This window comes from Vibrio sp. St2, assembly GCF_947311885.1.
Classification (GTDB): domain Bacteria; phylum Pseudomonadota; class Gammaproteobacteria; order Enterobacterales; family Vibrionaceae; genus Vibrio; species Vibrio coralliilyticus.
Genome location: NZ_CAMZNA010000007.1, coordinates 126,573 through 150,107, shown reverse-complemented (window position 1 = coordinate 150,107; position 23,535 = coordinate 126,573). Strand labels below are relative to the sequence as shown.

Sequence of the window (23,535 nt, the reverse complement as noted above, 5' to 3'; positions counted from 1 at the left end):
TAAAAATGCCACACGTTGCGAATCACTCCGAAGTTGCTAGTGCATTTTTGGTAATGTAGTGCTCGTAAGAACAATTTGCTGATAGTAAATTGGTAAGCCAAAATCAGTTCTCAGTTTTTTAAGGTAATTTTTAGCTTCATTCGTTACTCCATGCTCTGAAACAATTACTATTTTGCACGGTACTACTTCCATACCCCAATAAGCATACTCAAGTAGCTGACCTATCGATTCTCGAATGCACAATTTCAGAGTAGATGCTGTTTTTATTTCATAAAATACATTACCACTTGATGTTTGGACAACAGCGTCCACCCTCGTACCAAATTTCGTTAAACATTCATCTCCTACATTTTCAGCCCCATAAATTTCCGAAAGCAAAGTACAAAGTTGTATTTGTAATTCATTATGTTTTAAATCTATCTCAAAGGACTTAGAACATGTTGTTCCGGCAGCCATAGATTTTTTGCTTGAAAACCCAGAGGTAAATTTAAAGCCATCGCTTACAGAGCTTATGGATTCATCTAGTGAAATATCACTTTCAACATACTCGTATAGCGGAAGTAGTTGATCAAAAACCTCTAAGATTTGAGTTGTCTCAACACCGTCTGGTGAACTTATTTTTCCGATAAAAATGAAATTTCCTTCTTCAAAGTATTCGCTACTAATTTCCGTAACTTTGAATGTTTCAGTACGTCCGCTATCGTGAGTATATACCCACATGTCAAAGTGTTTGAGCTCACTGTAATGTGCCAGCAGAAATTCATTAAATCTTTGAATTTTTATTTCAAATTCTGAGATATCAGGAAGAGTCTTACTAAGTTGTAGAGAAAGTGCTACGCCATATCGAAAGCCTCGACTTTCATAGCCGATATTAAATTGGAGCTCTGTGCGTCCACCAGAGTGAAAAGCCCACTCATCAGTGATTGTCTGGTCACTAAATAATTTAAGTGTTTTGGGCTTAGAAAGTCTTTTAATTTTCTTTCTGAGTCTTTGAAGTTGACCGATTTTATAATCTTTGGAAAGAGCATTCAGCTCTTCACAAATTGAACTAATATCCATCCAATATACTCTTTAAATGTACTAACGCCCTGTTAAGGGGGGAACGGCGCAATACCGACGAAGCTACTGCAAGCCGCCTTAATCACTCAAACTAACGCATAGTGGAAATGCCACGCGTTGCGATTCCCTATTAAACAGTTTGTCATGCGTACAGCCTCTACTCTGAACGCTCTATGCTTTTAGTTTGATTAACGTGTCAAGCTTACGCATATGAGCTTGATAGTCTTCATACTTAATAAAGACATTGCATAACCTAGAATCAGCACCACGTGTTTTAGCTAGTTCCCATGCGTTTTCTCGATCATCAATATCCCCTAATTTGACGTCTAACAAAGGCTGCATATCAAATGAGCTATAACAGTTCGATACAAGATAGCTGCCAACTGGAAACGACATGATTGCTTTTTTAGTCAGCTTTCCAGTATGTATCGGCTTACCAACTAACTCTTTTCTGCCCGATTGAAAGATAGCTCTAGAGATCTGTTCAGCCACATGTCCAAGGCCATCACTAGTACTTACTGCGAGTTTACCTGCAATAAGAGGAGAGAATTCACTTACCTCTTCGGCGCTAATATTATGCCAAACAGGTAAAATAACTTTCTGACCACCCATTTCCCTTGTGAACAAGCTATCTAACTCAGCCCTTGTCCAATTTTTTGCAAAAAAATTGTGGCTTATAACGACAACTCCAAACCGAGACTTAGCAAGTCCCTCATCTATTTTTTCTCGAATACTGTCACCTAAGAAAATCTCACCTTTATCTAGCCAAACTTTCATCCCATTACACAGCAACAGGTCAACTAAAGGCAGGACAACACTTTCTTTGTCCTCTGAAGCGTGGGAAACAAATACATCCCAGTTAACTTCACTCATTTCATTGCCTCTTTGGTGATCAATTTTAACAGCCAATAATATAACCTAAGATATTAATATAATCAGTTGGTTAGTTAGATTTAGCATGCTCAGGACGTATAACATTTGTAATCTGAGCATGCACACTTTCCCAGTTATGTGCGCATGAGCATTAACAATTTTATTCGGGATTTTAATCGATTGATATGGAAAGATTAATTATCAAAATCACAGAAAAAATGAGACAGTGCATTTTCTCGCCCATCATCGACTCCGGTTTAGTGAGACATCAACGGTCAATGTATGAAGCGTGTGCTGAGGAAGGTCGATGTTTGGCAGTCGAACGGCTTTTGGCTTTTCAACGTACCGATGGCCGCTTATTTAGGCGTTAAGACGGAGTGACGCCAATGGATAGGGGAGAGTAAGGAGGCCTGAGGGACTTGATCGACATCATTGAACAAAATTGACCGAAATGTATCATGTTGCATATGTGGTTGTATGTTCTGCGCTGACTGAAATGGAGTTTAATGATGCGTGTGGTCGAGTATGAAGTGGATGGACGGCAAGTCGATACGGAGACATTCGAGCGCCATCCTGACCAATACATAGGCTTGATCACATGCATCGAGTGCAAGAAAAAGGCCTGGTATACCAAATCCTATCAGTACAAAGACACGATTCGCGCTGCGTGTTTTAATGCCCACCATGTGGAAGGGTGTGAGAAAGCAACGTCTGTGTTAGTTGCCGACGGAGAGGCAGGGGAGCCCAGCGAAGAAGGCCCATCCGCAAAAAGCGCAGAGATCCTCATCAACCTCGATAAGACCAAACATAATTCCATGGAAGTCTCTAGCCCCGCGGATAAGCACGGCGGTGAAGCGCATACCTGGCCAGGCACTTCAGAGTCGCTTCCTTCGACTCAACGCCCCAGTGATTTTCCCGACACGCGCTCCTTGCGTCAGATTTTAAGCTACCTAGTGAAAAATGCGGCCTATGGTGCGGGCAAGCACATCCGCATCATCGCCGACAGTGGCCGAGAAGTCCTCAATGGCGATCTGCACGCCTACCTGACCAACATTGCGTCGATGACCGCTGACGATCTGCAAACCGAAAGACTGTTTTGGGGGGAAATCAACAACTATACCGAACAGAAGGATGGCTCGGTCTGGTTAAACGTGGGCTCTTACCAAGAGCCAAGTCTCTTGATCGACAAAGAACTCAAAGAGGGGATCATGCACGTCTATCACCTGAGCTCTCTGGAGCGCTTTAAAGGGGCGCATTTCATTATGGTCGGTTGGGCAGGGACCTCGAAAACAGGCAAGTACATTCTTAGAACGGCGCTGCCCAAGTATGTGAACTTTATAAACTACCGAGAGCGGATTCGCTAATACCAGCAGCGTCAGACTTTGCCACCGGTTACTGCTCTGGCCAGATCATGTAGACGAGAACGCCATTGCCCCATTGATGAACTATGTGCTGAACCCCTAGACGTGCGCCGTTTGTTTTGGCCCAGCCATAGGAATAATGACTATCGATTATTGAGATCTGAAAATGGGCGAGCCCCCTTTGATAGTGATTGTGTGCCTTTTGCTCTGCCTGTATTTCGTTCAGATAAAACTTTGTTATTATGTCGGTTTTTTCATAAGCGTATTAGAATGCGATATCAATCTCCTCCCGTTTTACCATCCAATAATCAAGATTCACCCCGAGAGCGTGCGGAGCGACACCGTCGAAATCAGCAGGAAGAGTTAAGAAGAACATCGGCCGATAATGATCGATGCGCTGAACAGCGGGCAAACGTGCTGTCAGAAAGAGCGAAATGCGGGGAGGCAAGGTCGACAGAAGCCGACATTCATCGCGCTGTGACGAATTGGCTCTTTCCTCGTTCAGCGGTAAATCAGCGGACAAAAACATCCCCTGAAAACGACATTGTGAGTAAGGGCGTCTTTGTTTGGGTGGAGACCATAGGTACAGGGCATACATTGCTTACCGTACATGACCCAGAGATCACCATGTTTTCTTATGGACGGTATGGTGACATATATGAAAATACATTGGGTACAGAAGGCGAGGGCGTTTTAATCAAGGCCACTGGCGACGATAGTTTAAAATATCTCAGAAGTCAGCTCTACAAGAACAATGCGAAGGTGTTTAAAATCATTGACGCGAACGCAAGCAAAGTTTTTGAAGAATTAGATAAACATTGGTCATCAAGTGAAAAGACCGTCGATTCGCAAGCCAGAGAGCTAGTCGCGAAACACGGTAGGGTTATTGACTCGTATAGTTTGCTAGGGAATAACTGTACAACAAAAATCGTTGATGCTCTGAAAGTGTCAGGCTCGAAGATTTTTGATTCTTCACTTTTTGGCGTTGAGTTTGAAGAGGATTTTATCATCCCCAGTTCTCTGAGTGAGCATTTAGAAGATTCGGCATCAACATTTGATATGATTTCCATTGAGGTGACGTCAGAGATGAAATTAAAAATCAAAAACGTCAATTCAATAGACAAAAAAGAGTTGAGTGATAGAGATAGGTCGTATCAGTCTGCAACGTCTTCATCAGGTGTGCTAGGAGAATCAAGTGGTCTATCTATTAATAAATAAGGTGTTTTAAGGTATGACGAAGTGGATTGCGGTTTTATTTGTTGTGATTTTATTCCCTGTAGCGATGTTTGCGTCATTTACAGAGATACTTCTTTATTTGAAATACACCATGTCCCTCGAGTGTGACCCAGAGAACTATTTATCGGACATTGTAACGAGAACACTAGCGATATCACTTATTGGATACTTTGTGTCTATTGCTACGACGGTGTTTTTTACCTTTAAGATGAGACCGTTGAAATCCAAAAAATAAATGGCTCTTCTCTTCATTACTCTGACAACCGGCGTTGTTAAGCAAATCAATTTGAGGCTTAACGATGCCACATACAATGGGCCATCGACTTCTGATGGGCATGCCTAGCGGCATGACTCTATTGATAGCCTAGGCATTCACTATGATTTCGCCCACTTGAGCGTTGCAACATTGCAAACATAGTTTACTGCTTGTTAGCTCTGTTTTGGTAGGCGTTAAAGTCTTAGATATTGACCCATGGTGATAACCAGATTAGGTTTCCCACTCCGCTGTTTTACCTCAGTGACAAAGTCGCTGGATAATTAAAGTGCTGCAGAGTCGCTTGGTGAGATCGGCTCTTGCTCATTTTTGGACAAAAAGCCATTTAGTGGGTTCACTCTAAGCTCCTTATGCCGGATAAGAAAAAGCATATTGAAACCATTGTCGTTTGTTATGAAGTAGAGACTGAGTTAGGCTAAAAATATCAAAGTAAAAGCAGTCAGAAATCGCAATGTTTTGCCTACCATTTGACTAGGTCAGGCAGTCCCCAGACTACGAGATCATTACTGGTTGTGCTCTGGGAAAACTTATAAAGTGATGCCTGAGGAGCATGTGTCTATAAAGACACGTGATGAGTTATTATAAATTGATGTTTTAACTTAATTGTAATAGGATTTTAATTTTTAAAAGGAAATTAATTTTGAAGTTAAATGGTATTTTTCTCGCTCTATTAGTTGTTATTATATGGGGCGTTAATTTTTCTATTATAAAAATTGGATTAGAAGAGCTTCCACCATTGTTATTTTCTGCATTGCGTTTTACCGTTGTAGCAATTCCAGCAGTATTTTTTATTCCATTTCCTAAGACATCAATATGGAATGTACTTGGTGTAGGTCTATTTCTTGGGGTTTTAAAGTTTGGTTTTCTATTTTTTGCCATGAAAGCCGATGCTTCAGCTGGCTTGTCCTCCCTAATCTTACAAGCTCAAGTTTTTTTTACCATAGGTCTAAGTGTCTTTATATTTAAAGAGAAAATCAATAAAGGTCAAATAATAGGTATTTTAGTGTCAAGCTTAGGATTTAGCTTGTTTTTTATTGAATCTGGTAAAAATATCACATTGCTTGGCTTAGCGTTAATTCTGATGGCAGCATTTTTTTGGGCGGTATCGAATGTCATTATGAAAAAAACAAAAGGAATCAATTTATTGCATTTTATGGTATGGGTATGCTTAATACCGCCTTTACCCTTATTGGTCCTCTCATACTATACAGAAACAAGCACACCTATCGAACTGGTTTTGTCTGCTAGCGTTAAAGCATGGAGTTCATTAATATATGTCAGTTATGCTTCTACATTAGTTGCTTTTGCCATTTGGGGCTGGCTATTAAGAAAGTATTCAGCAGTATCCGTTACCCCTTTTGCTTTATTGATCCCTGTCGTAGGTATCATCACTTCAAGTTTCATATTACAGGAAAGATTAAATAATATGGAATTAATAGGGACATTAATTATTATGTCTGGATTAGTCATTTGTGTTCTGCATAATAAGATTTCTAATTGGTTAAAGGCCAAATTAATTGCTTGTTAATGTGATTTTTATCCCTAAGCCGCTTTCTTCAGTAAGTGGTTATTATCCGTTTCGGCTTTGCCTTTAAAACTACTCATACTAAATGCATCTTTTTTACAGAAGTCAAATAGGGCAAATAACATGAGTGGATACAATCAAGCTAACCCAACATATTATGGCGGCGCCTTATGTTCAGCGAGGAGAACTACAAAAACTCGACGAGGATTTCTCAGCCATGACGTTTCCGCTGGCGGCCCTGTACCGCGGCGGCGAGTATCAACCCGAACGGGTCAGGGTCTTTATTGATTTTGTGGCGCAACAATTCGGGACGTGAGGAGGGGCCGCGTAACACTTCTGAGGAGCCAAGATTGAAACGGGGTGGTGCTTGCTTTTCCTGACTTCTTAGTGCGACAGCAAAGGCTTCCATCAGACGCTAGATAGAAGCCTTACAGTGAGTTAGTTCTGTTCGACAACGGTGATAGTTTTACTGGCGCTGTCGAAAGACACCCGATAAGTCTTGTAGTCACTGACTACATAGTCTGAGCTTGGATAAGCATCAGTCCAACTGCCATTGTCAATCTTAAAGCGTGCGGGACTCTCTTCACCATTAAATGACTGGATCGTAAAGTATTGTTTGGTTGCAGCGTCATAGCTTAGCTGAGTGAGACCCCATTGGTTAGGTGTGCCTCGGAAATACCATACTTCGTTACCTTCATTATTACACTGGCTGAGCGGAGCCCAAACACCAGCGAGGTAACAAAATGCCCCTTGAGAGGCGATAAGATCAGCTGTCTGATGACTACCATTGTCACTAAAGATAACTTGGGCACTACTTATCTTACTCCCGAAGTCATGGCAGTAAACGCCGTTCTTAAGCTCCATTTGAACACCTGGCCAAGTGGCATTATCGATATTCGATTCGCTGGCGACGTTCCAATAGTACAGGGTTGGAGAATGGAAGTTATGCTGATTATCAAAACAGATCTCTTGCTCGGTCGCTGGTTTTGGATCTGGGCCACAGTCTGTACAAGCATCACCCACCACCGCGCCAACATGAATGGCAGCAGCATGATCACCGGCAACAGAGAAATCCGCGTAGCCACCGCTGACGGTGATCGTCGATGGGCCTTGCGCTCCCGGCGCGCCAATACACTGCCCCGTCTGCTCATCATAGTTTGCCTCAATGATGTTGCAGTAGACATTATCTGGCATGCCAGTGTACAAACGTTGAGATAGAGCGCTACCATAGCGTTTGTTGATCACCACATAACCGAGACCACCGCGGCCGAACGCGATTTGATCGTTTCCGTTTTGCCACCAGTCGGTGACCGTCCACTCTGAGGCGGTATGGTTTCTGAATGAGACCATGTTGGCGATTCCGCGCCATTGGTGCTCACACACCCAACTGCCGCCGTCAAAACCACACGCATCACCTGTATGAACACCGTTGCTCGGTGGCCCTGCATCGAAGTCACCACCAAAGAAATAACCCGACATGATTTTTGGATATCCATATGGGTACGCTAGGGTAAAGATATTGGCGAGATTATAACCATTCCCTGAGACACCATGCCAGATGGGTCCATTAGGGTTGTGTCTCTCTTCGTCATGATTGGTCACGAACGTTACGGCATCGCTACTCGAAAGTTCGAGCTCGTGGCCGATGTTGCGAAGGCTCGCAATATCACTGTTTCTAAATGCAGGTCCCACACGTCGAGCGTAATCAAACTCGGTGACATCACCGATATGCTTGTACTCGGAAGGCTTGACCGGCTCTGAATAAGCCCCAATGACTTCTTGGAAGATATAAGGATTGCCGTTAAGTTTATTTTTGATCGCCTCAATATCGCCAGCAGGGATATGTTTGGCGGCATCAATACGGAAACCAGCGACCCCCATGCTGATCGCATCATTCATGTAGTCAGCGATCTTTTGGCGTACATACTCAGACTCAGTTTTTAGATCATTGAGCCCAACTAGGTCACAGTTTTGCACCTGCCAGCGGTTTCCATAATCAATCTCTTTACTGGTGCACGTGTGGAAGTCATTACTGCCATAAGGCACTTCAGGAAACGAACGGTTCCACGCCGCCATGTGGTTGATGACCGCATCAAGGTAGATGTCGACACCGGCTTCTTTACATCGCTGAACCATGCTTTGAAACTGGGCTCTATCACCACTTCGACTGTCAAACGCATAACTGACAGGTTGATAACGTGTCCACCACTGGTTGCCAGAGATGGTTTTATTCGGTGGCGAAACTTGTACTGCCGCGAAGCCTTTCGGCCCGAGAAAGGTTTCACATTCAGTCGCAATATCTTCCCACCCCCATTCAAATAGGTGTACAAAAGCCGTTTTTGGGGTGGCCGCTTGTGCGACAGTGCTGAAAGCTAGACCAGAGCTTACAGCGAGCGCAATTAACGTTGTTTTTTTCATCGATCTCTCATTCATAAAGTTAGACACAGGCTGTTGAATACACTGCACTTTGTAATATGGCCACTCCATCGGGGGTCGGTGTGCGCTTTGTTTGTTAGCGTTGCAGAGGTAAGGAACGTCAGACACAGAGGAGATGCCTCCTTATTCAACAGTGCACTTAATGTTGCACAAATAATAACCAACATGAATTTGTCTTGGTTATATCTTTAAGACTCATCACTAATGGTGTGGGTATTTGAGAGTGCGGTTAGATCCGGCTCACTTAATGTGGCGAAATAATGAGCACATTAAGTGCCTTAGTAGAGTGTTAAGCATGAACCGCGGAAAGTAATGGGATTAAGGCTTGGCTTTTGAGCAGTCACAAAAATAGACTCTCAAAGAGTGAATAGACTATTTGCAGTATCAGTTCGCATAAGGTTGCTGCGATAGTCTTAATATGTGAGCTCATCGACAATTTCTTTAGTTGTACAACGACTACACCAATACGACGTTAACTATCGCCATCGTAGTCGTCGTTAGGCCACGGCCTCTGGACAAAATTGAGCCAGACTTTTCTCTGGCTCGTTATCCTAGATTTGGGTTATTACAGGTCAACCCTAATCGTGAAGCTTTGCGCCTTTAACGATTTTATCCACGAGCTTTTTCTCTGCACATAGTGCAATCCCGACCAAGGGTAAGTGCTCCGTATCATAGGAACGAACGGTGCCTCGATTCGCTTCATCATGACCTGTTGCAAACATATCATCGATGAATATGGCCGTTTCTGTGCTTGCACGATGAGCGCGTTGGACAAAAGTTGGCAGTTTACTTCTCTTCACTTTAAGGACAATTGTTGGCTGAATACAAAGCGGTAGGTAGGTGTTGTCACTCCCATCCACATACCGTTCTCCAGTCTGAACCGCGGATGTTGAAGTGATGCCACCAGATAAAAAACTGACAACATTCAATTTCTGCCATACCGGTAAATCCTCCGCCACAACAATGACAAACTTAGAATTAAATTGCATATAACCTCTTATTAATCAGAACACTAAATCAATGACAGGCGACACGCCCATCTTTAAGCCAACAAACATTAACAACACGGCCATTAGCTTATTCATGACAACTAAGTAGTCAGTTTCGTTTATCTTTTTGCCAATAAGACGCCCTGCAATGTAGTAAACCGTAGGGGCACCAAACGCCAGTAGTGCCAAAACAGCGCACCACACAAAGATGTACCCGCCCGTAATCCCTGCGGAGGGAAATTGAACGGTTGCAATAGGTAATGCAACCGTAATGCCTTTCGGATTAAGCAGTTGAAGCATAAAACCGTCTCGCAAATTCATGTTTTGGCTAGGCTTGAATTCAACCTTACCCACTTGGCTTACGAATATTTTGTATGCCAACCAAAGAATGTAGAGAGCCCCCAATATTGCGGTCCATTGTAAGAAAGCATCATTCATTAATGTTTCGCCAATCAGCGAAACCGCGCTGAATAATGCAAACATGGCGATTGAGACACCAAGGCTAAAGCCAAATATTGAACTTTGTTTTTGTATGCCACTGTTTAAGCAGATAGCGTTGACTGGCCCCGGGGTGTACATGACCCCTAGAGCATAAATAATTATGTCCAGCATAGCGTTGATCTTTTGGTCGATGCTTTAGTTGAGGCTAAAGCGAGAGTTGTTTTTGGTATTGGGTTGGCGTGATGCCAAACGTATTTTTGAAGTTACGATTTAGATGACTCAAATCAGAAAAGCCGTACTTAAACGCAATATTCGCGGCATTATCACCTAGCTCTAACTCGTGTTTTACTCGGTTGATTTTATAGCTAAGTACATACTGGTGTGGCGTCATACCAAACTGTTTGTTAAACAGTCGAATGAAATGATATTTAGACATATTGGCAGCGTTTGAAATCTCTTCAATCCCTAGCTTTCGATTTAGGTTGAAGTGAATAAACTCCTTGGCTTGCTGCAATAGTTTGTCTGTTCGCCCATACGCCTTCTCAATGAACGAGCCATCGCCAAGGCGAACAATCGAGTGCGCAATGCCCAGCAAGAGGTGCTCTTCTTCTAGTGAAGAAAGCGGCTGTGCTAAGTTCATAGAGCGGGCAAGTGAGATGATCTGGCGTTGCAACACCGCATCGTGAAAGGATGACGCTTTCAATCGAGACTGATCCTTAGACACACTCCCTATGCTTTGCATCAAACTCATCATTGTTGATTCAGGGATGTAGAGCATTTCATACTCCATATCTTTTCCACCTCCAGCATGCCCATCATGAACCTGCTCTGGATTAAAAAAGACAACGTTTCCTGCCTGACTTTTGTGAAAAGCGCCATTGCTGAAAAAGTCCTGACGACCACGGCAAGTCACACCAATACTGAACTCTTCATGAGCATGTTTACTGTAACTAAAGTCTCTCATCTTTGCCGAAAATGAACACAATCCTAGAGTGTGCGCACTTTTTTGATAGCTAAACTGTTCTTGCATTCTGACAGACTCAATCTATTTGGTGGAAACATAAGGAAAGTATAGAGAGCAAGTGATGGTGAAGATAGAACAAAATTGCTCAATGCATAACCGTTACTTTTTCTTACCTAGCAAACGTTGGGGCAATTCTGAGTGACCAACTGTCAACGATAAAGCGTCTGGATCGTGGGAAGTGTTAAGTTGACTATTTATGAATGAAGTATGCGATGACGACTTTGGCAGTGTGGACGGGTGTGAAGAAGCAACCCTCTGTTGAATAGTTAGTGCTAAGCCTTAACTCGACTCTAAAGATTCAACAACAGAAATTGATTAAACCTGCCCGCCGCATCAGCTCAGGCTTTTCAAGCAAAGAGTGTTAGCGGCATTTGATCAGAGAACGTTGGTAAGTTAGACACCCATCAAATCTAAGTGGACTACCGCCTAACTCGATTCCCCAGTATTTCGATGTAACCAAAGGTGTCTGCGCGTGTTGTTTCACGTCATGGATAGAACAGACTTCTTGATTTTAAGGCGATGAATAAATGACTCGACGTCTAGGACTTTCACCGCCATCAAGCTCAGCACATTAAGAAAAACCCTCAATCGATGATTAAGGGCTTTCTCGTACTATGAATTGATAAAATGGCTTAACTTTGGCGTAACTGGGCTTTCGTCAGCGTCACATGCACCTTAGTGATATGACCATTTCGTGCAAAAATTGACTTTGAGACACTGTGAGGAATCGTTAGTTGATCATAGGTTTCGCTTGATCCTGTATTGCTAAAGCAAGTAATGCTTGCCTTATCGGCAATCCGATAGAAAAACGGGATCTGACAGTAGGTAAAGGCAAGTTGGCCTTTCTCAACGTTAAAGCTGCAGTTTTCACCTTGTATATTCTGACAATCAAACTGCGCCGCTTCTGTTAAGAACTCAGTGTGATTAAGGAGAGTCGGGTTGATGTGAATCGTTGCATCCTCAACCTCAAGACCCAGTTCAACAAAGCGTGTAATCACCTCTTCTTTTACCTGACCCGTCATCCCCGGTTGTTGCGCGCCTGCCTGTTTAGGCGTATGTGAATAAGGATCGGTTGGGAAAGCGCCGTAGTTCTGTGGAGTTTTGTTGAAGCCAATGCCTGCACGCACGCTATAGTAGTACTCAGCCAGCTTTAGGGTCTCTTCGCTTTGTGCGTCGAGTTTTCGAGCAACCAGATAGTTCTCTTGAACCGCTAGCAACAGCTTCGATACCATATGCCAGTAGATACAGCCAAGGCCTTCATAACCAAACATGGTGCCAGAGCGACCAGTAAAGGCTTTGTGATTAAATACCTCTTCATATAAAGCTTGGACCTGCTCTTTCACTTCAGCATTTATTGACTTAACGTCCTGTAAAGCCACGGCAAGGTAGCCTGCATTTTCAAAGTCCGGGTTAAAGTGAACGTTACCCTCTGCATCACTGTTGATAATGCGCTTATCACCTTGCTGCAACATCTCATTGAGCGCTGGGATGGCCTCGAGTTTGTCTTGAGGGATGTGGTTTTTATCTGCAAAGCGACTCAAGTCCCGGTCTGGGTAGAGCATAAAGCTGTGCTGATCCGGTCGGTACATGTCGCTGGCAAAGAGTTTGTCCAAAAGCCCAACCGCTTGTTTCGGCGATAACACGCCAGAGCTCAGTACCGCAACCTGACCTTCAAGCATTGGGTAGAGTTGTTCGATTTTGAGTGTTTCCGCCGAGTAAGTGACAATGTTGTATGCATTGTATAGACCGTCTTGGCGCAAGTTGCTGCCAATGCTTGAATCAAGCACCGCTAAGCTAGTAGTGAGCAATTGTTTGACTGTCGATAACTCGACATTGGTTTTACCAGAGAAGCCATTCATGCGGTAAACCTTAGCGCGGTATTGTTCAAATGCTTTCTCTAACTTAGTTAGAATGGCTTTGCGAGTCTGGCGAGTAACGGTTTCGTAGCGAATTTCTTTCTCGGCTTCACTCAGCGTCTTCTCAATCGCGAGCATCCACTCATACACTTCTTTAGAAATGGACACTGAGCTCGGAGCTGCATTGATGAGTTTTTGCATAAAGGCCACATAGCGGCGCATGTAGTACAAAGTCACCATCGACAATCCATTGCCGACAATCGCATTGTTCGCATCGTTCCATTCTGGACGTTGCGTATTGAGCCAGATACCGCCATCTAGCACTAGGTTGCTGAGCTTCGACAGTAGAGGAACCAACACTTTTTCCAGGAGGTTCACCGAGTAAACTTGATTTTCCCCTTCAATGAGCAGTCGGCCGTCGCTGCCTAGTCTGGCAACGCGTTGCTCGATAGTCGCTTGAAGCTCTTTGTCAAAAGCCACGGTGTCTTTTGGATTAGCAAATAACTGCTCAACATTGCACAGTTTGTAGGGCACGTTGGCATAGCTGTATACATCACTGACCAGCAGCGTTTTTAGCTCGTCACTTTGATACTTGTCAGCCAGCTCTAAGAACTTGAGTAGATAGATGATCTGATGATCGCCCCAGTAACCGATGTTGCTCCATGGATCGTCTGGTTCAAGCAGTTCCCAGTCAATTCCGTCTTTGGTAATGCGGTATGGGTTGTAGCCGTCAATGGTCGAAGCGTTAACAAACTTCGCAATAAATGAGGGGATAAACTCCGGGTAGCTCAGAGCAATGGCTTCCCAGTTTTGGAAGATATCGCGCCAGTTACCTTGATAAGAGAGCAAACGCTCACCATTCTCATCTTTAAGCTTAATTTCGTAGTGGTTCCAAGGACGGCTTGGATCACCGTGTCGGCGGCCAAACGTTAATGGTAGGTATTCATAGGCTAGGCGGATCAATTGAACGTCTTGAGTTGCTTTGGCTTGGCAAACTAGCTCTCGATGGGTAAAAGTTTCTGGCAGATCGGCAAAGAAAGAGTCATGTTTGTCTGCAACCACTTTGTTGGCGTTAATGATGGTCTTAATCACGTCAGCTTTGTCGAGATCATAGTTGTTCTCAATCACGCCGCCACGCATATTATTAAACAGTACATTTGCGTAGTGGTGGACACTGGTAGTTTCTTCGGCGGTCATTTGCCAAGCATCGGCACCAGACATCAGTGTGATCAGGTCGTTTTGATTGTCAGCGATGCTCTGATCGACTTGTTGGCGTAGTTCTAAAGGCTTGGTGAGTAACTGATTGAGCTCAACGACTTCACGGTGACCTTTGTCGATATCGGCGACGAGCATCCAACCCTGTTGACCATGGGCCTTCAGGGAAAGGGTTTTATGAATGAGGTAACTGCCGCGAACGCCTTTGGTTAGTGTCTCTGGCACTATCTCACGGCCTCGACGGAAAGCGTTCAGTTGCTCACTGGAGAGCAGGGTAGAACACGCTCCCTGACCAAGCGCAAACACGGTACTAGCAAGGAGCGATTCTGCAGGTTCAGCACGGTCACTCAGCTTTGCATACATAGTATAAAGCGCCAGAGGCGAGTTTTCGGAACGCTCATTCCACTTGTAAGCGTCGACCAATGCGCTACGTGTTTGCAGCGCGCTGAGCGGCGCGCCAGAAGGCAATAGATTTTGTAAACCATCAAGCACTTCTAACTCGCGACCCTGACCTGAAAGGTCGCTAAACTCACAATGTCTGATAAAGCCAAAACGCTCACTGCTACTCCAGCTGTAAGTGAATTTAAGCTTTAACGTGTGGTTAAGCTCTTCGAATACGATCTTATCGCCAATGGTATTTTTGTATAAGTTGCGTTTTGTATGGTACAGCCCATCATGGTGGCGGTTGAAAGGTTCCCAAAGTGTCGCACCGTTTTCACTTTTTACTCGAACGATGGTTTTAGAACCTGTGTTCTCGGCGTTTTCATGGATATGATCGACTGAACGATAAGGGAATAGCGCATTTTCAGGACGAATACGACCCGCAGAAAGACAGCCGGTTGATGAGATAAATAACCAATGATCGCTGGCTGATACAACACTGATAAAGAAAGGGCTCATTCGATCAACGTTAGAGATTTTGTAGAATCGCTCGCCCATCAGGTCAACAAACTGACCGCCGATCGCCTGGTTTGCTTGATAGTTAAAGTTCATAGATTTGTTCCTTTTTGAGCGCATTTGTATTTTTTGGCCGAGCGGGGGCCAAACCAAGCACCATCGGAGTATTTGATGGTCAGCTTGGCTGATAAAATGCACTATTTAGATTGTGTTAAATTCTATTGCTGTGGCTCAAGATGGTGGCAGCGTGCGTAATGATCTTCTCCGACCCTGGTTGGTTCGGGAATAGATTCAGTGCACGCTTCGGTCGCTTTTAAGCAGCGACTTGCGAACGGGCAACCAACACTATTGGGCTTCCAGAGTGGGATTTCCCCTTTTTTGGCTGACAGTTCACGTTTACCCGAGTTGCCCACCTCCGGAACCGCAGAAAGCAGTAGCTGCGAGTAAGGGTGTTGTGGATTTTGTGTCACGCTGTCGCTGTTACCCCATTCGACCATATGACCGACGTACATCACGGCGGTTTTTTCTGCGAAGTATCGAGCAGTGGCAATATCGTGAGTGATGTACATAAACGAAATGCCGTGCTTATCCTTTAAGTCAGACATTAGGTTCAAAATACCTAAGCGCACCGAGACATCGAGCATCGAGATGGGCTCATCGGCAAGAATCACTTCTGGAGAGACCGCGATGGCACGGGCAATGGCAACACGTTGACGTTGGCCACCACTAAGCTCATGCGGGTATTTCTCCGCGGTTTCTTTGACCGGAGAAAGCCCAACCATCTCTAGCAGCTCATACACAAGCTTTGGAATGGCATGCTTTCCTGCGCGATTGTGAATCATCAATGGGCGCGCAATATGGTGGTAGATAGTGTGAACAGGGTTGAGTGAACCAAACGGGTCTTGGAAGATCATCTGCACTTGGCGTGCATACTCTAACTCGCCATTTTCTTTGATGTACTCATCGAGCGGCTGGCCTTTAAACTCAACATCACCGGCGGTTTTGTCGTAGATACGTGTCAGTACGCGTGCGCCAGTACTTTTACCAGAGCCCGATTCGCCAACAATCGCCAGCGCTTCGCCTTTACGTAGGTCGAAGGACACGTCATTCACTGCGCGCATCATAGTGTCTTTGACTGACTGACCAATCGGGAAGTCTTTCACCAAGTTTTTGACTGAGAGAATGACCTCAGGATTTGTTGCATTTTCCATCTTTTTATCCTCTTAAACTAGGTGACAAGAAACGAGATTGCCGTTGTCGACTTTAACCAAAGTGGGCTCAACGTCTTTACACTTGTTGATACACTCAGTACAACGCGCTTGGAAATTACAACCTTGCGGGATCTGTAGCAGGTTAACGGGGTTGCCAGGGATGCCGTACAAGCGCTCTTTGGGACCATGGATGGTTGGGAACGACGAGATCAAACCTTTGGTGTATGGGTGTTGTGGGTTACCAAACACCTCTTTCGCATCCCCAAGTTCAATCAAGTTGCCTGCGTACATAACGCCGATACGGTCTGCGATCTCACCCATCAGGCTTAAGTCATGACTGATGAACAAGATAGAGAAGCCAAACTTGCTTTTCAGTTCATACAGCTCGTTGAGGATTTCACGCTCAACCACGACATCCAGTGCCGTGGTCGGTTCGTCCATGATGATCAATTGAGGCTCTAGCGCCAGCGCAACCGCGATAACCACACGCTGACGCATACCACCACTGAGCTGGTGCGGGAAGCTAGCCATACGATCACCGTGGATACCGACAATGTTAAGCAACTCGACTGCACGTTCATGGGCTTGCTTGTAATTGATTTTGCGGTGCGCAAGAATCACGTCAGTTAACTGCTCACCGATAGTAATTACCGGGTTGAGCGAGTTCATGGCACTTTGGAATACCACAGAGACATCATTCCAACGGAAATGACGCAATTGCTTGTCGTTCATCTTAAGCACGTCTTGGCCGTCGTAAATGATCTCACCCTCAGAGATAAGTGCAGGGGCTTTATGTAGACGAGAGATAGCAAAGGCCAGTGTACTCTTGCCACAGCCAGATTCGCCAGCGATGCCCAGTGTTTCCCCCGGAGCGATAGATAGACTCACGTTGTTTACCGCTCTTGCTACGCCGTTTGGCGATACGTAGTCAACACAAAGGTTGTTGATTTCTAATAGATTGCTCATCGTAGACCTCGGCGCTTATCTGCTTCTTTTTTAAGTTGATACCATAGTTTGATGTGTGGACCAGTACGTAGTTTAGGGTTGCTGACTTGGTCAATTGACATATTGATCAGGGCCAGTGCACCCCCCGTAATTGCGAGTGCCATCGCTGGTACCAGCATTTCCCACCATGCGCCTGTGTACAGTGATGAAGACGTTTGTGCCCAGTAGAGCATTGAGCCCCAGCTTACTTCTGTCGCATCGCCTAGACCAAGGATACCTAAGCCTGCTTCAGCGCCCATTGCGTAAATCACTGTGCCCAAGAAGCCTCCAAATACGATAGAGACAAGGTTTGGTAGAATCTCAACCAGAATGATACGAACCTTCGACTCGCCCATAACCTCTGCAGAGATGATGAATTCTTTGCTGCGAATCGCCATGGTTTGCGCGCGTATGACTCTTGCGCCCCAGGGCCATGAGGTTATTCCGAGTAACACGGTTATCACTAAGGAGCCCACTTGTCCTAAGAAGGCTGCGAGGACGATCAGCAAGGGTAACTGCGGAAAAACCAAGAATACGTTCGTCAAAAAGTTCAAGCGTTCATCAATTTTGCCACCGAAGTAACCTGCGGAAATACCGATGATGACCGCAATGCTCATCGCGATAATACCCGCAGAAATGGCGACGGTGAGCGACTTCTGTCCGCCGTGCAGCACTTGGCTGTAGACGTCACGACCGCTGCGAGTTGTGCCCAGGTAATGCTCAGCACTGATTGGTTGATGTGGACGAGCAACGCGCTTTTCTGGATCGTGTGTCGCTAATACTGGCGCAAAAAGGGCCCCCGCTAGAACGATGGTCAGTAGCAGTCCGCCGATGATCGCTGGAGGATTGCCGTAGAAAAATGCGTAGACTTTGCCTAGCGACTTTTTAATACGCTGCCAAGAAAATTGAGACTCACGAACCGTTAGCGCCGGGTCATTGGCTGGAGGCGTGGTGATTGATTTGTCCATGATGCACCTTAATTTGAGATTCGTGGGTCAAGCCAAACGTAAAGTAAGTCGGCGATAAAGTTTGCTGTCAGAACAGCAGTAACCAAAATAAGCAGAATGGCTTGAATAAGCGGGTAATCACGCGCAACGATACCCTTAAGCAGGATGTTGCCAAGGCCTTGGTAGTTAAAGACCACCTCTGTCATGATAGAGCCCGCGAATGAGAAGCCAATGGCCATGGCGATAGCGGTTGCAACAGGAAGAATAGCGTTACGGCCTGCATAGCGAGACATCACTCGATAGCTGCTGAGCCCTTTTGCTTCTGCCATGGTGACGTAGTCTTCACCGAGTACGTTAATCATGGCGTTACGCATGTTAAAAACCCAAGTAGAAATGCCGACGACCACCATTGACCCTACAGGTAGCACTGCGTGGAGGGCGACGCTTGAAATGAACTCCCAGGTAAATCCTGGCTCTAGTGACGGATCATAAGTGTAAGCAAGTGGCAGCAGCTCAAGCTTTAAGCCAAAGAAATAAAATAGTAACAGAGCGGTAACCACATAGGGGAAGTTACTGATGAACGCGAGTACAGGTGGTACCACCTGACCAAAAATGCCTTCGCGTCGGTAAGAGGCATAAGTACCAATACTCACACCGATAATGAGTGCCACAATCAGAGAGCCTAACGCGAGGAACATAGTCCAAGGTAGTGCCATTGCAATGACTTCAGATACGTTGACGGGGAACATCAACACTGATGGGCCCAAATCCAGAGTGAAGACACTCTTCATGTAAGCCAAGTATTGAACAAAGATGTTGCCATCGACAAATCCGTACATTTCACGAACCGCCTCCATTTGCGCAGGGTCCATGCGACCTTGAGCGGCAGCGAACAGGGCATCAACAGGGTCACCTGGCATTAAGCGAGGCAACATGAAATTGAACGAGATTGCGATGAGAAACGCGGTAAAATAAAAGCCAAATCGGCGAGCTAGAAACGACATAACGAACCTTTTTAATGAGGGAGCCATATTCAGCTCCCCTTTGTACATCTTGAATTGCTGGTAACTCACATATGAGCTACTAACGCAGCATTACTTCAGGTGTAGTTTGTTGAGGATGATGACGCGCTTACCACCGTCATACCATACAGGTTGCACGTATGGGTTGCTCTCACTTGGCCAACCGACAACGTTTTTAGTGCTGTACTGGAACCAAGTTGCATTGGAGAACAAAGGAATAAACGGCAAGTTTTTCGCTGTGTATTCCTGCAACTGAGAGATGATTTTTGCTTGTTCTGCTTCATCACCAATCCCACCAAAGCTATCAATCAGATCATCGATCTCCGCTGAGTTAACACCATGGCCAGCATGCCAGGTTTTACCAATACGAGAGGTATGGAAGTACTCTTGGTACGCCAAAATAGGGTGAGTGGCCACCAGTGACCAGTTGATTGACATGGTGTAGTCACCTTGTTTCAGATTGGCGTCATACACAGCCCAGTCAACGGTTTTAACGTTAGCCTTGATACCGACTTCGTCGAAGTACTCGGTGACCATCTGTACAACTTGAATCCAGTCTGTCCAACCGTTGACCACTTCGATATCAAAGCTGACGGTAGAGCCGTCTTCGTTGTCGCGGTAGCCATCGCCATTGCGATCTTTGATGCCAGCTTCATCAAGCAGTTGCTTGGCTTTTTCTGGGTTGTACTGCGCTAAATGACCGTATTTATCGTTCACGCCTTGGTCGATATGGGTTTTGTACAATTCAGCGATACCACCAACATTGTAGTTAGCGGTTGGGTAGCCATAGGCCGCAATATCGACGATCATGTCGCGATCCAGCGCCATAGAAAGCGCTTGGCGTACTCGGATTTCATCAAATGGTGCTTTCTTGGTGTTGACGTAGAGATGAATGGCGTCGTTCGCTGGGTACCAGAATTTGTGATTGGTTTTATCTGAAGCGACGAATGTCTCTTCAACGCTAGCAATAAAGTTTGAACCCCAATCGATCTCGCCTTTAATGAGTGCAGGCTGAATCTGAGAATTGTCGTTGTATGAACGGAAGTTCACGCAGTCTAGGTATGGACGTCCTTCAAGATAGTAGTTCGGGTTGCGACAGAGCTCCATTTGTTGCGGTTTCAGGAACTTAACTTCAGTCATCGGGCCGCTGCCAACGGGATTAGGATTGGTGAAGGTCGTCAAATCCTCCACTTTTGACCAAATATGCTTAGGTACAATGTGGTAACGCTCTAAGTTCCAAACAAAGGTTGAATCGGGTTCGTTAAGCTCGAAGACAATCGTTTTGGCATCCGGAGCGGTAATCGCTTTTAGGTTCTTACCTGACCAAATCCCTTTTTGGTCAAACGCAGGCGCTTCTTTGGTTAACATAAAACTAAACACAACGTCTTCGGCGGTTAATGGTATACCGTCAGACCATTTTAGATTGTCACGCATTTTTACCGTGATAGTTTTGAGATCATAAGAGTAAGAAAAAGACTCAGCCAAGCGGAAATCCGTTTTCCCCGTCATGTTATTGAATACAATCAAAGGCTCAAACATGATGCCATGGAGTAGGTCCTTGGTGGTGTAAGGGTTGTAGTTATCAACAAAACCCGTATTTACAATAGGGACGGTCAGTGTACCGCCTTGTTTGATGGTTTCGGCTTGAACAGCGCCAGAACACAGAATCCCAGTAGCGAGTGTAGCGATAAGAGTTTTATTCAGCATCTCAAGTTCCTTAGATAGCCATATTTTTAGTGTAGCGACAAAAAGAAAGCGCTTTCTTTGACACTATTGTTAGTGAATAAACTGTCAGCTTCAAACCCAAGTAGTAAAAATCATTCTTAGATCACAAATAGTGCAAAATCGAAGCTAGGCGATGATGGAAATGCTGATTCATTGTAACTACTTGTATATTAAGAATATTATTATAATTATGTGGGGCCGTTTTTAATATGTTGTTTTCATATGCTGCCCTACGTAATGCACAAATATAGTGCGTTGAAGTGTGTTTTTTTGAACAGGATCACCTCGTTTTACTGGATATTTTTGCTTAGTATCACAAAAACGTTAAACATATAAGAAAGCGCTTTCTTTGGCGAATTTGAAGAGTAAAGTAAGGCCGTTATTGGTAATCTCGGAGAAACCATGGATACGTTTTGGAATGGGAATAAGACGGCCGTCAGACAGCGCTATGAATGGGCACTCATCAATCTTTTGTTATCAAAATTCAACGAACACAAAAGCTTGAGTCGTGACCAAACCGATTACCCCAATGCCGAAGATGAAGGGAAGGTGCTCGAACGTGGAGCCAGTGCTCTGGTCACCGTTGCAGGCAATCGAAAGTTCGAAGGCCGCTCATTCATTGAAGTGAAAAAGCCATTATGTTTTGGCTTGTTGGGCCGCCGTGTATTGGTGGTTAAGGACAATCGGGTAAACGAATTTGAGCATTTAAATCAAGCCGCCCTTAAGAAAATGAAACTGGGCGTTCCTGCTACCTGGGTCGATGCAGAGTTGTTTCGTGCCAATGATTATCATGTTGTTGAGCAGGGCAGTTTGGAGCAAATGTTAGCATGGCTTAATGAAGAAAAAGTGGATTATTTATCGTTAGGGGTTGCTGAAGCGCAGGACGTATTAAATAGCTATCCTGAATACTCCCAAGATTTAACCATTGAAACTACTTTGCAGCTCAACTACCCGTTCCCGTTGGTTTTCTATGTCAATCAACGTCAACCTGAGTTGGCTGATATGCTGTCAAGAGCCATCGACGAGATACGACAAACAGGTGAGTTCGAAGCGCTTTACAAGCGCTATTTCGGCAAGGTGATTGAACAATTGGACTTGCCGAATCGGACGCAAATTCATTTACATAACCCGCTGGTACCAGAAGGTTACTGAGCAAGTGGATGTAACGATGTAATACAAAGCAAAGTAGCAATAGGAGAGCTGCACTGGCCTTATTTCATCGTGTATACCGAGTCACGCTCGACCATTTCTGGGTTGAGGATATGCTTGGCTTGGTATGCAGCGTCTTTGACCATAGCCAACACGTATTTCGCGGCTTCTCGCCCCATCTCTTGTACAGGAAAATTGACGGTAGTGAGGCGCGGTCTGATATGGGCGCTGTGATAGTCGTTATCAAAACCAACAATAGATAAGTCTTTACCGATTTCGATACTGCGCTCAGCGGCCACATCATAAACAGAAATCGCAATGTTGTCGTTTTGACAGAAAATAGCGGTCAACTCAGGGGCTCTATCTAAAAGGCGGCGAGCACGTTCGTGGTTACCATCGTGATCAAAACGTCCTTCTATGACATAGCTGGTGTTGTACTGAATACCAAACTCATCCAGTGCCATTCGATAGCCTTGTAAGCGGTCTCGGCTATCTCCTTTACTCAATTGACCCGTGATACAGCCGACTTTTGTATGACCGCGGTCAAGCAGGTACTTGGTTGCGATGTACCCACCCAGCTCGTTATTGATGTATATACAATTATCGGCAATGTCAGGAATGTAGCGGTTCAAGATAATCGTAGCTGGATTCTGTTTAACCACATTGATCAGTTCATCGTCAGAGAGCATATCAGAGTGAAGAATAAAGCCATCCACACGCTTAGAACGCAGAAAATCAATCGACTCTCGCTCCTTTTGCAAAGACTCCTGACCACTAGTGACTATCAGGTGGTTGTTGTTGGCACGCACTGTATCTTCGGTGTGGTGCATTAATGGACCGTAAAAGGGACCATCAAGTGACCCCACTAACATACCGATACTGTTAGAGCGACTGGAAGCTAGGGCTTGGGCAAAAGTATTGGGTTGGTAACCGAGTTGCTCAATAGCTTCGAAGACTTTTTGCCGATTACTCTCTTTGACCGTTGGATGGCCGTTGATCGCGCGAGATACGGTTGACTGAGAGACTTTTGCTAATTCTGCGACTTCTTTAATTGTGATCAAGATACTTATCTCTGAATGAATGAAATTATGACCAATACGCCCAGTGCGAAAAACACGAACTCAGAACGGCTTATCGTAATGGCAATCTAGGCGGCAATTCATTGGTCGAAGCGTTAGTTTTACATCTCGCACAATGCCTGTATTGCGGAGTTTAAAAGTATAACCAGTATCTGTGATATAAATCCAAAGAAAGCGCTTTCTTTGAGAGTTGGATCAAGTATTTTTGTGAGGAAAAATGAGTAATATCAAG

18 protein-coding genes are annotated in these 23,535 nt (G+C 44.9%); 5 read left to right on the top strand and 13 right to left on the bottom strand.

The features are described from left to right. Positions 1-36 precede the first annotated feature (36 nt). Both QMA41_RS18845 and QMA41_RS18840 read right to left on the bottom strand, forming a co-directional pair. On the bottom strand, positions 37-1,059 hold the full coding sequence (locus QMA41_RS18845; protein ID WP_235676565.1) for a hypothetical protein: 1,023 nt from the start codon (positions 1,057-1,059) through the stop codon (positions 37-39). Between the two features lie 171 nt (positions 1,060-1,230). After that, on the bottom strand, positions 1,231-1,932 hold the full coding sequence (locus tag QMA41_RS18840) for a toll/interleukin-1 receptor domain-containing protein (RefSeq protein ID WP_281630368.1): 702 nt from the start codon (positions 1,930-1,932) through the stop codon (positions 1,231-1,233). A 506-nt stretch (positions 1,933-2,438) separates the two neighbouring features. Between QMA41_RS18840 and QMA41_RS18835 the strand changes: the two genes are divergently transcribed. From QMA41_RS18835 to QMA41_RS18820, 4 genes are all read left to right on the top strand, one after another. Next, positions 2,439-3,296, top strand: a complete 858-nt coding sequence (locus tag QMA41_RS18835; protein WP_235676563.1) for a hypothetical protein — start codon at positions 2,439-2,441, stop codon at positions 3,294-3,296. A gap of 267 nt (positions 3,297-3,563) precedes the next feature. After that, positions 3,564-4,511, top strand: a complete 948-nt coding sequence (locus tag QMA41_RS18830) for a hypothetical protein (protein ID WP_281630367.1) — start codon at positions 3,564-3,566, stop codon at positions 4,509-4,511. 932 nt (positions 4,512-5,443) lie between these two features. Beyond that, positions 5,444-6,331 (top strand): EamA family transporter, encoded by an 888-nt coding sequence (locus QMA41_RS18825; RefSeq protein WP_235676560.1) that lies wholly within the window; start codon positions 5,444-5,446, stop codon positions 6,329-6,331. Between the two features lie 124 nt (positions 6,332-6,455). Then, entirely contained in the window at positions 6,456-6,644 is a 189-nt protein-coding gene (locus QMA41_RS18820; protein WP_281630366.1) for a hypothetical protein, read from the top strand. Between the two features lie 122 nt (positions 6,645-6,766). Here the strand turns inward: QMA41_RS18820 and QMA41_RS18815 are convergent, their stop codons facing one another. The 10 genes from QMA41_RS18815 to QMA41_RS18770 all read right to left on the bottom strand — a co-directional run bounded on the left by QMA41_RS18815 (position 6,767) and on the right by QMA41_RS18770 (position 21,057). After that, positions 6,767-8,746 carry a starch-binding protein gene (locus QMA41_RS18815; RefSeq protein WP_235676558.1) on the bottom strand — a complete coding sequence of 660 codons (1,980 nt, stop codon included), beginning with the start codon at positions 8,744-8,746 and terminating at the stop codon, positions 6,767-6,769. Between the two features lie 596 nt (positions 8,747-9,342). Then, positions 9,343-9,753: a DUF2000 family protein gene (locus QMA41_RS18810; RefSeq protein ID WP_019276733.1), complete on the bottom strand. Its 411-nt coding sequence runs from the start codon at positions 9,751-9,753 to the stop codon at positions 9,343-9,345. Positions 9,754-9,768: 15 nt separating this feature from the next. Beyond that, positions 9,769-10,365, bottom strand: a complete 597-nt coding sequence (locus QMA41_RS18805) for a LysE family transporter (protein ID WP_235676557.1) — start codon at positions 10,363-10,365, stop codon at positions 9,769-9,771. A gap of 34 nt (positions 10,366-10,399) precedes the next feature. Further along, complete coding sequence (locus QMA41_RS18800) at positions 10,400-11,224, bottom strand: AraC family transcriptional regulator (RefSeq protein ID WP_152472696.1); 825 nt, start codon at positions 11,222-11,224, stop codon at positions 10,400-10,402. Positions 11,225-11,850: 626 nt separating this feature from the next. Further along, the gene (locus QMA41_RS18795; protein ID WP_235676556.1) at positions 11,851-15,282 is read right to left on the bottom strand and encodes a hypothetical protein; all 3,432 of its coding nucleotides are present in this window, start codon (positions 15,280-15,282) and stop codon (positions 11,851-11,853) included. 122 nt (positions 15,283-15,404) lie between these two features. Further along, complete coding sequence (locus QMA41_RS18790) at positions 15,405-16,397, bottom strand: ABC transporter ATP-binding protein (protein ID WP_021456980.1); 993 nt, start codon at positions 16,395-16,397, stop codon at positions 15,405-15,407. Between the two features lie 12 nt (positions 16,398-16,409). Further along, positions 16,410-17,363 carry an ABC transporter ATP-binding protein gene (locus QMA41_RS18785; RefSeq protein WP_152472693.1) on the bottom strand — a complete coding sequence of 318 codons (954 nt, stop codon included), beginning with the start codon at positions 17,361-17,363 and terminating at the stop codon, positions 16,410-16,412. After that, positions 17,360-18,349 carry an ABC transporter permease gene (locus QMA41_RS18780; protein ID WP_021456978.1) on the bottom strand — a complete coding sequence of 330 codons (990 nt, stop codon included), beginning with the start codon at positions 18,347-18,349 and terminating at the stop codon, positions 17,360-17,362. The genes QMA41_RS18785 and QMA41_RS18780 overlap by 4 nt, the downstream gene beginning before the upstream one ends. An 8-nt stretch (positions 18,350-18,357) precedes the next feature. Then, the gene (locus tag QMA41_RS18775) at positions 18,358-19,332 is read right to left on the bottom strand and encodes an ABC transporter permease (protein WP_021456977.1); all 975 of its coding nucleotides are present in this window, start codon (positions 19,330-19,332) and stop codon (positions 18,358-18,360) included. Positions 19,333-19,422: 90 nt separating this feature from the next. Then, a complete protein-coding gene (locus QMA41_RS18770) occupies positions 19,423-21,057 on the bottom strand; it encodes an ABC transporter substrate-binding protein (RefSeq protein WP_235676555.1) in 1,635 nt (544 codons plus the stop codon). 420 nt (positions 21,058-21,477) lie between these two features. Here QMA41_RS18770 and QMA41_RS18765 point away from each other — a divergent pair, with 420 nt between their 5' ends. Further along, positions 21,478-22,227, top strand: coding sequence for a transporter substrate-binding domain-containing protein (locus tag QMA41_RS18765; protein WP_235676554.1), 750 nt, complete (start codon positions 21,478-21,480; stop codon positions 22,225-22,227). A 59-nt stretch (positions 22,228-22,286) separates the two neighbouring features. Here QMA41_RS18765 and QMA41_RS18760 read toward each other — a convergent pair whose 3' ends face one another. Continuing rightward, positions 22,287-23,285 (bottom strand): LacI family DNA-binding transcriptional regulator, encoded by a 999-nt coding sequence (locus QMA41_RS18760; protein ID WP_021456974.1) that lies wholly within the window; start codon positions 23,283-23,285, stop codon positions 22,287-22,289. Positions 23,286-23,535 lie beyond the last annotated feature (250 nt).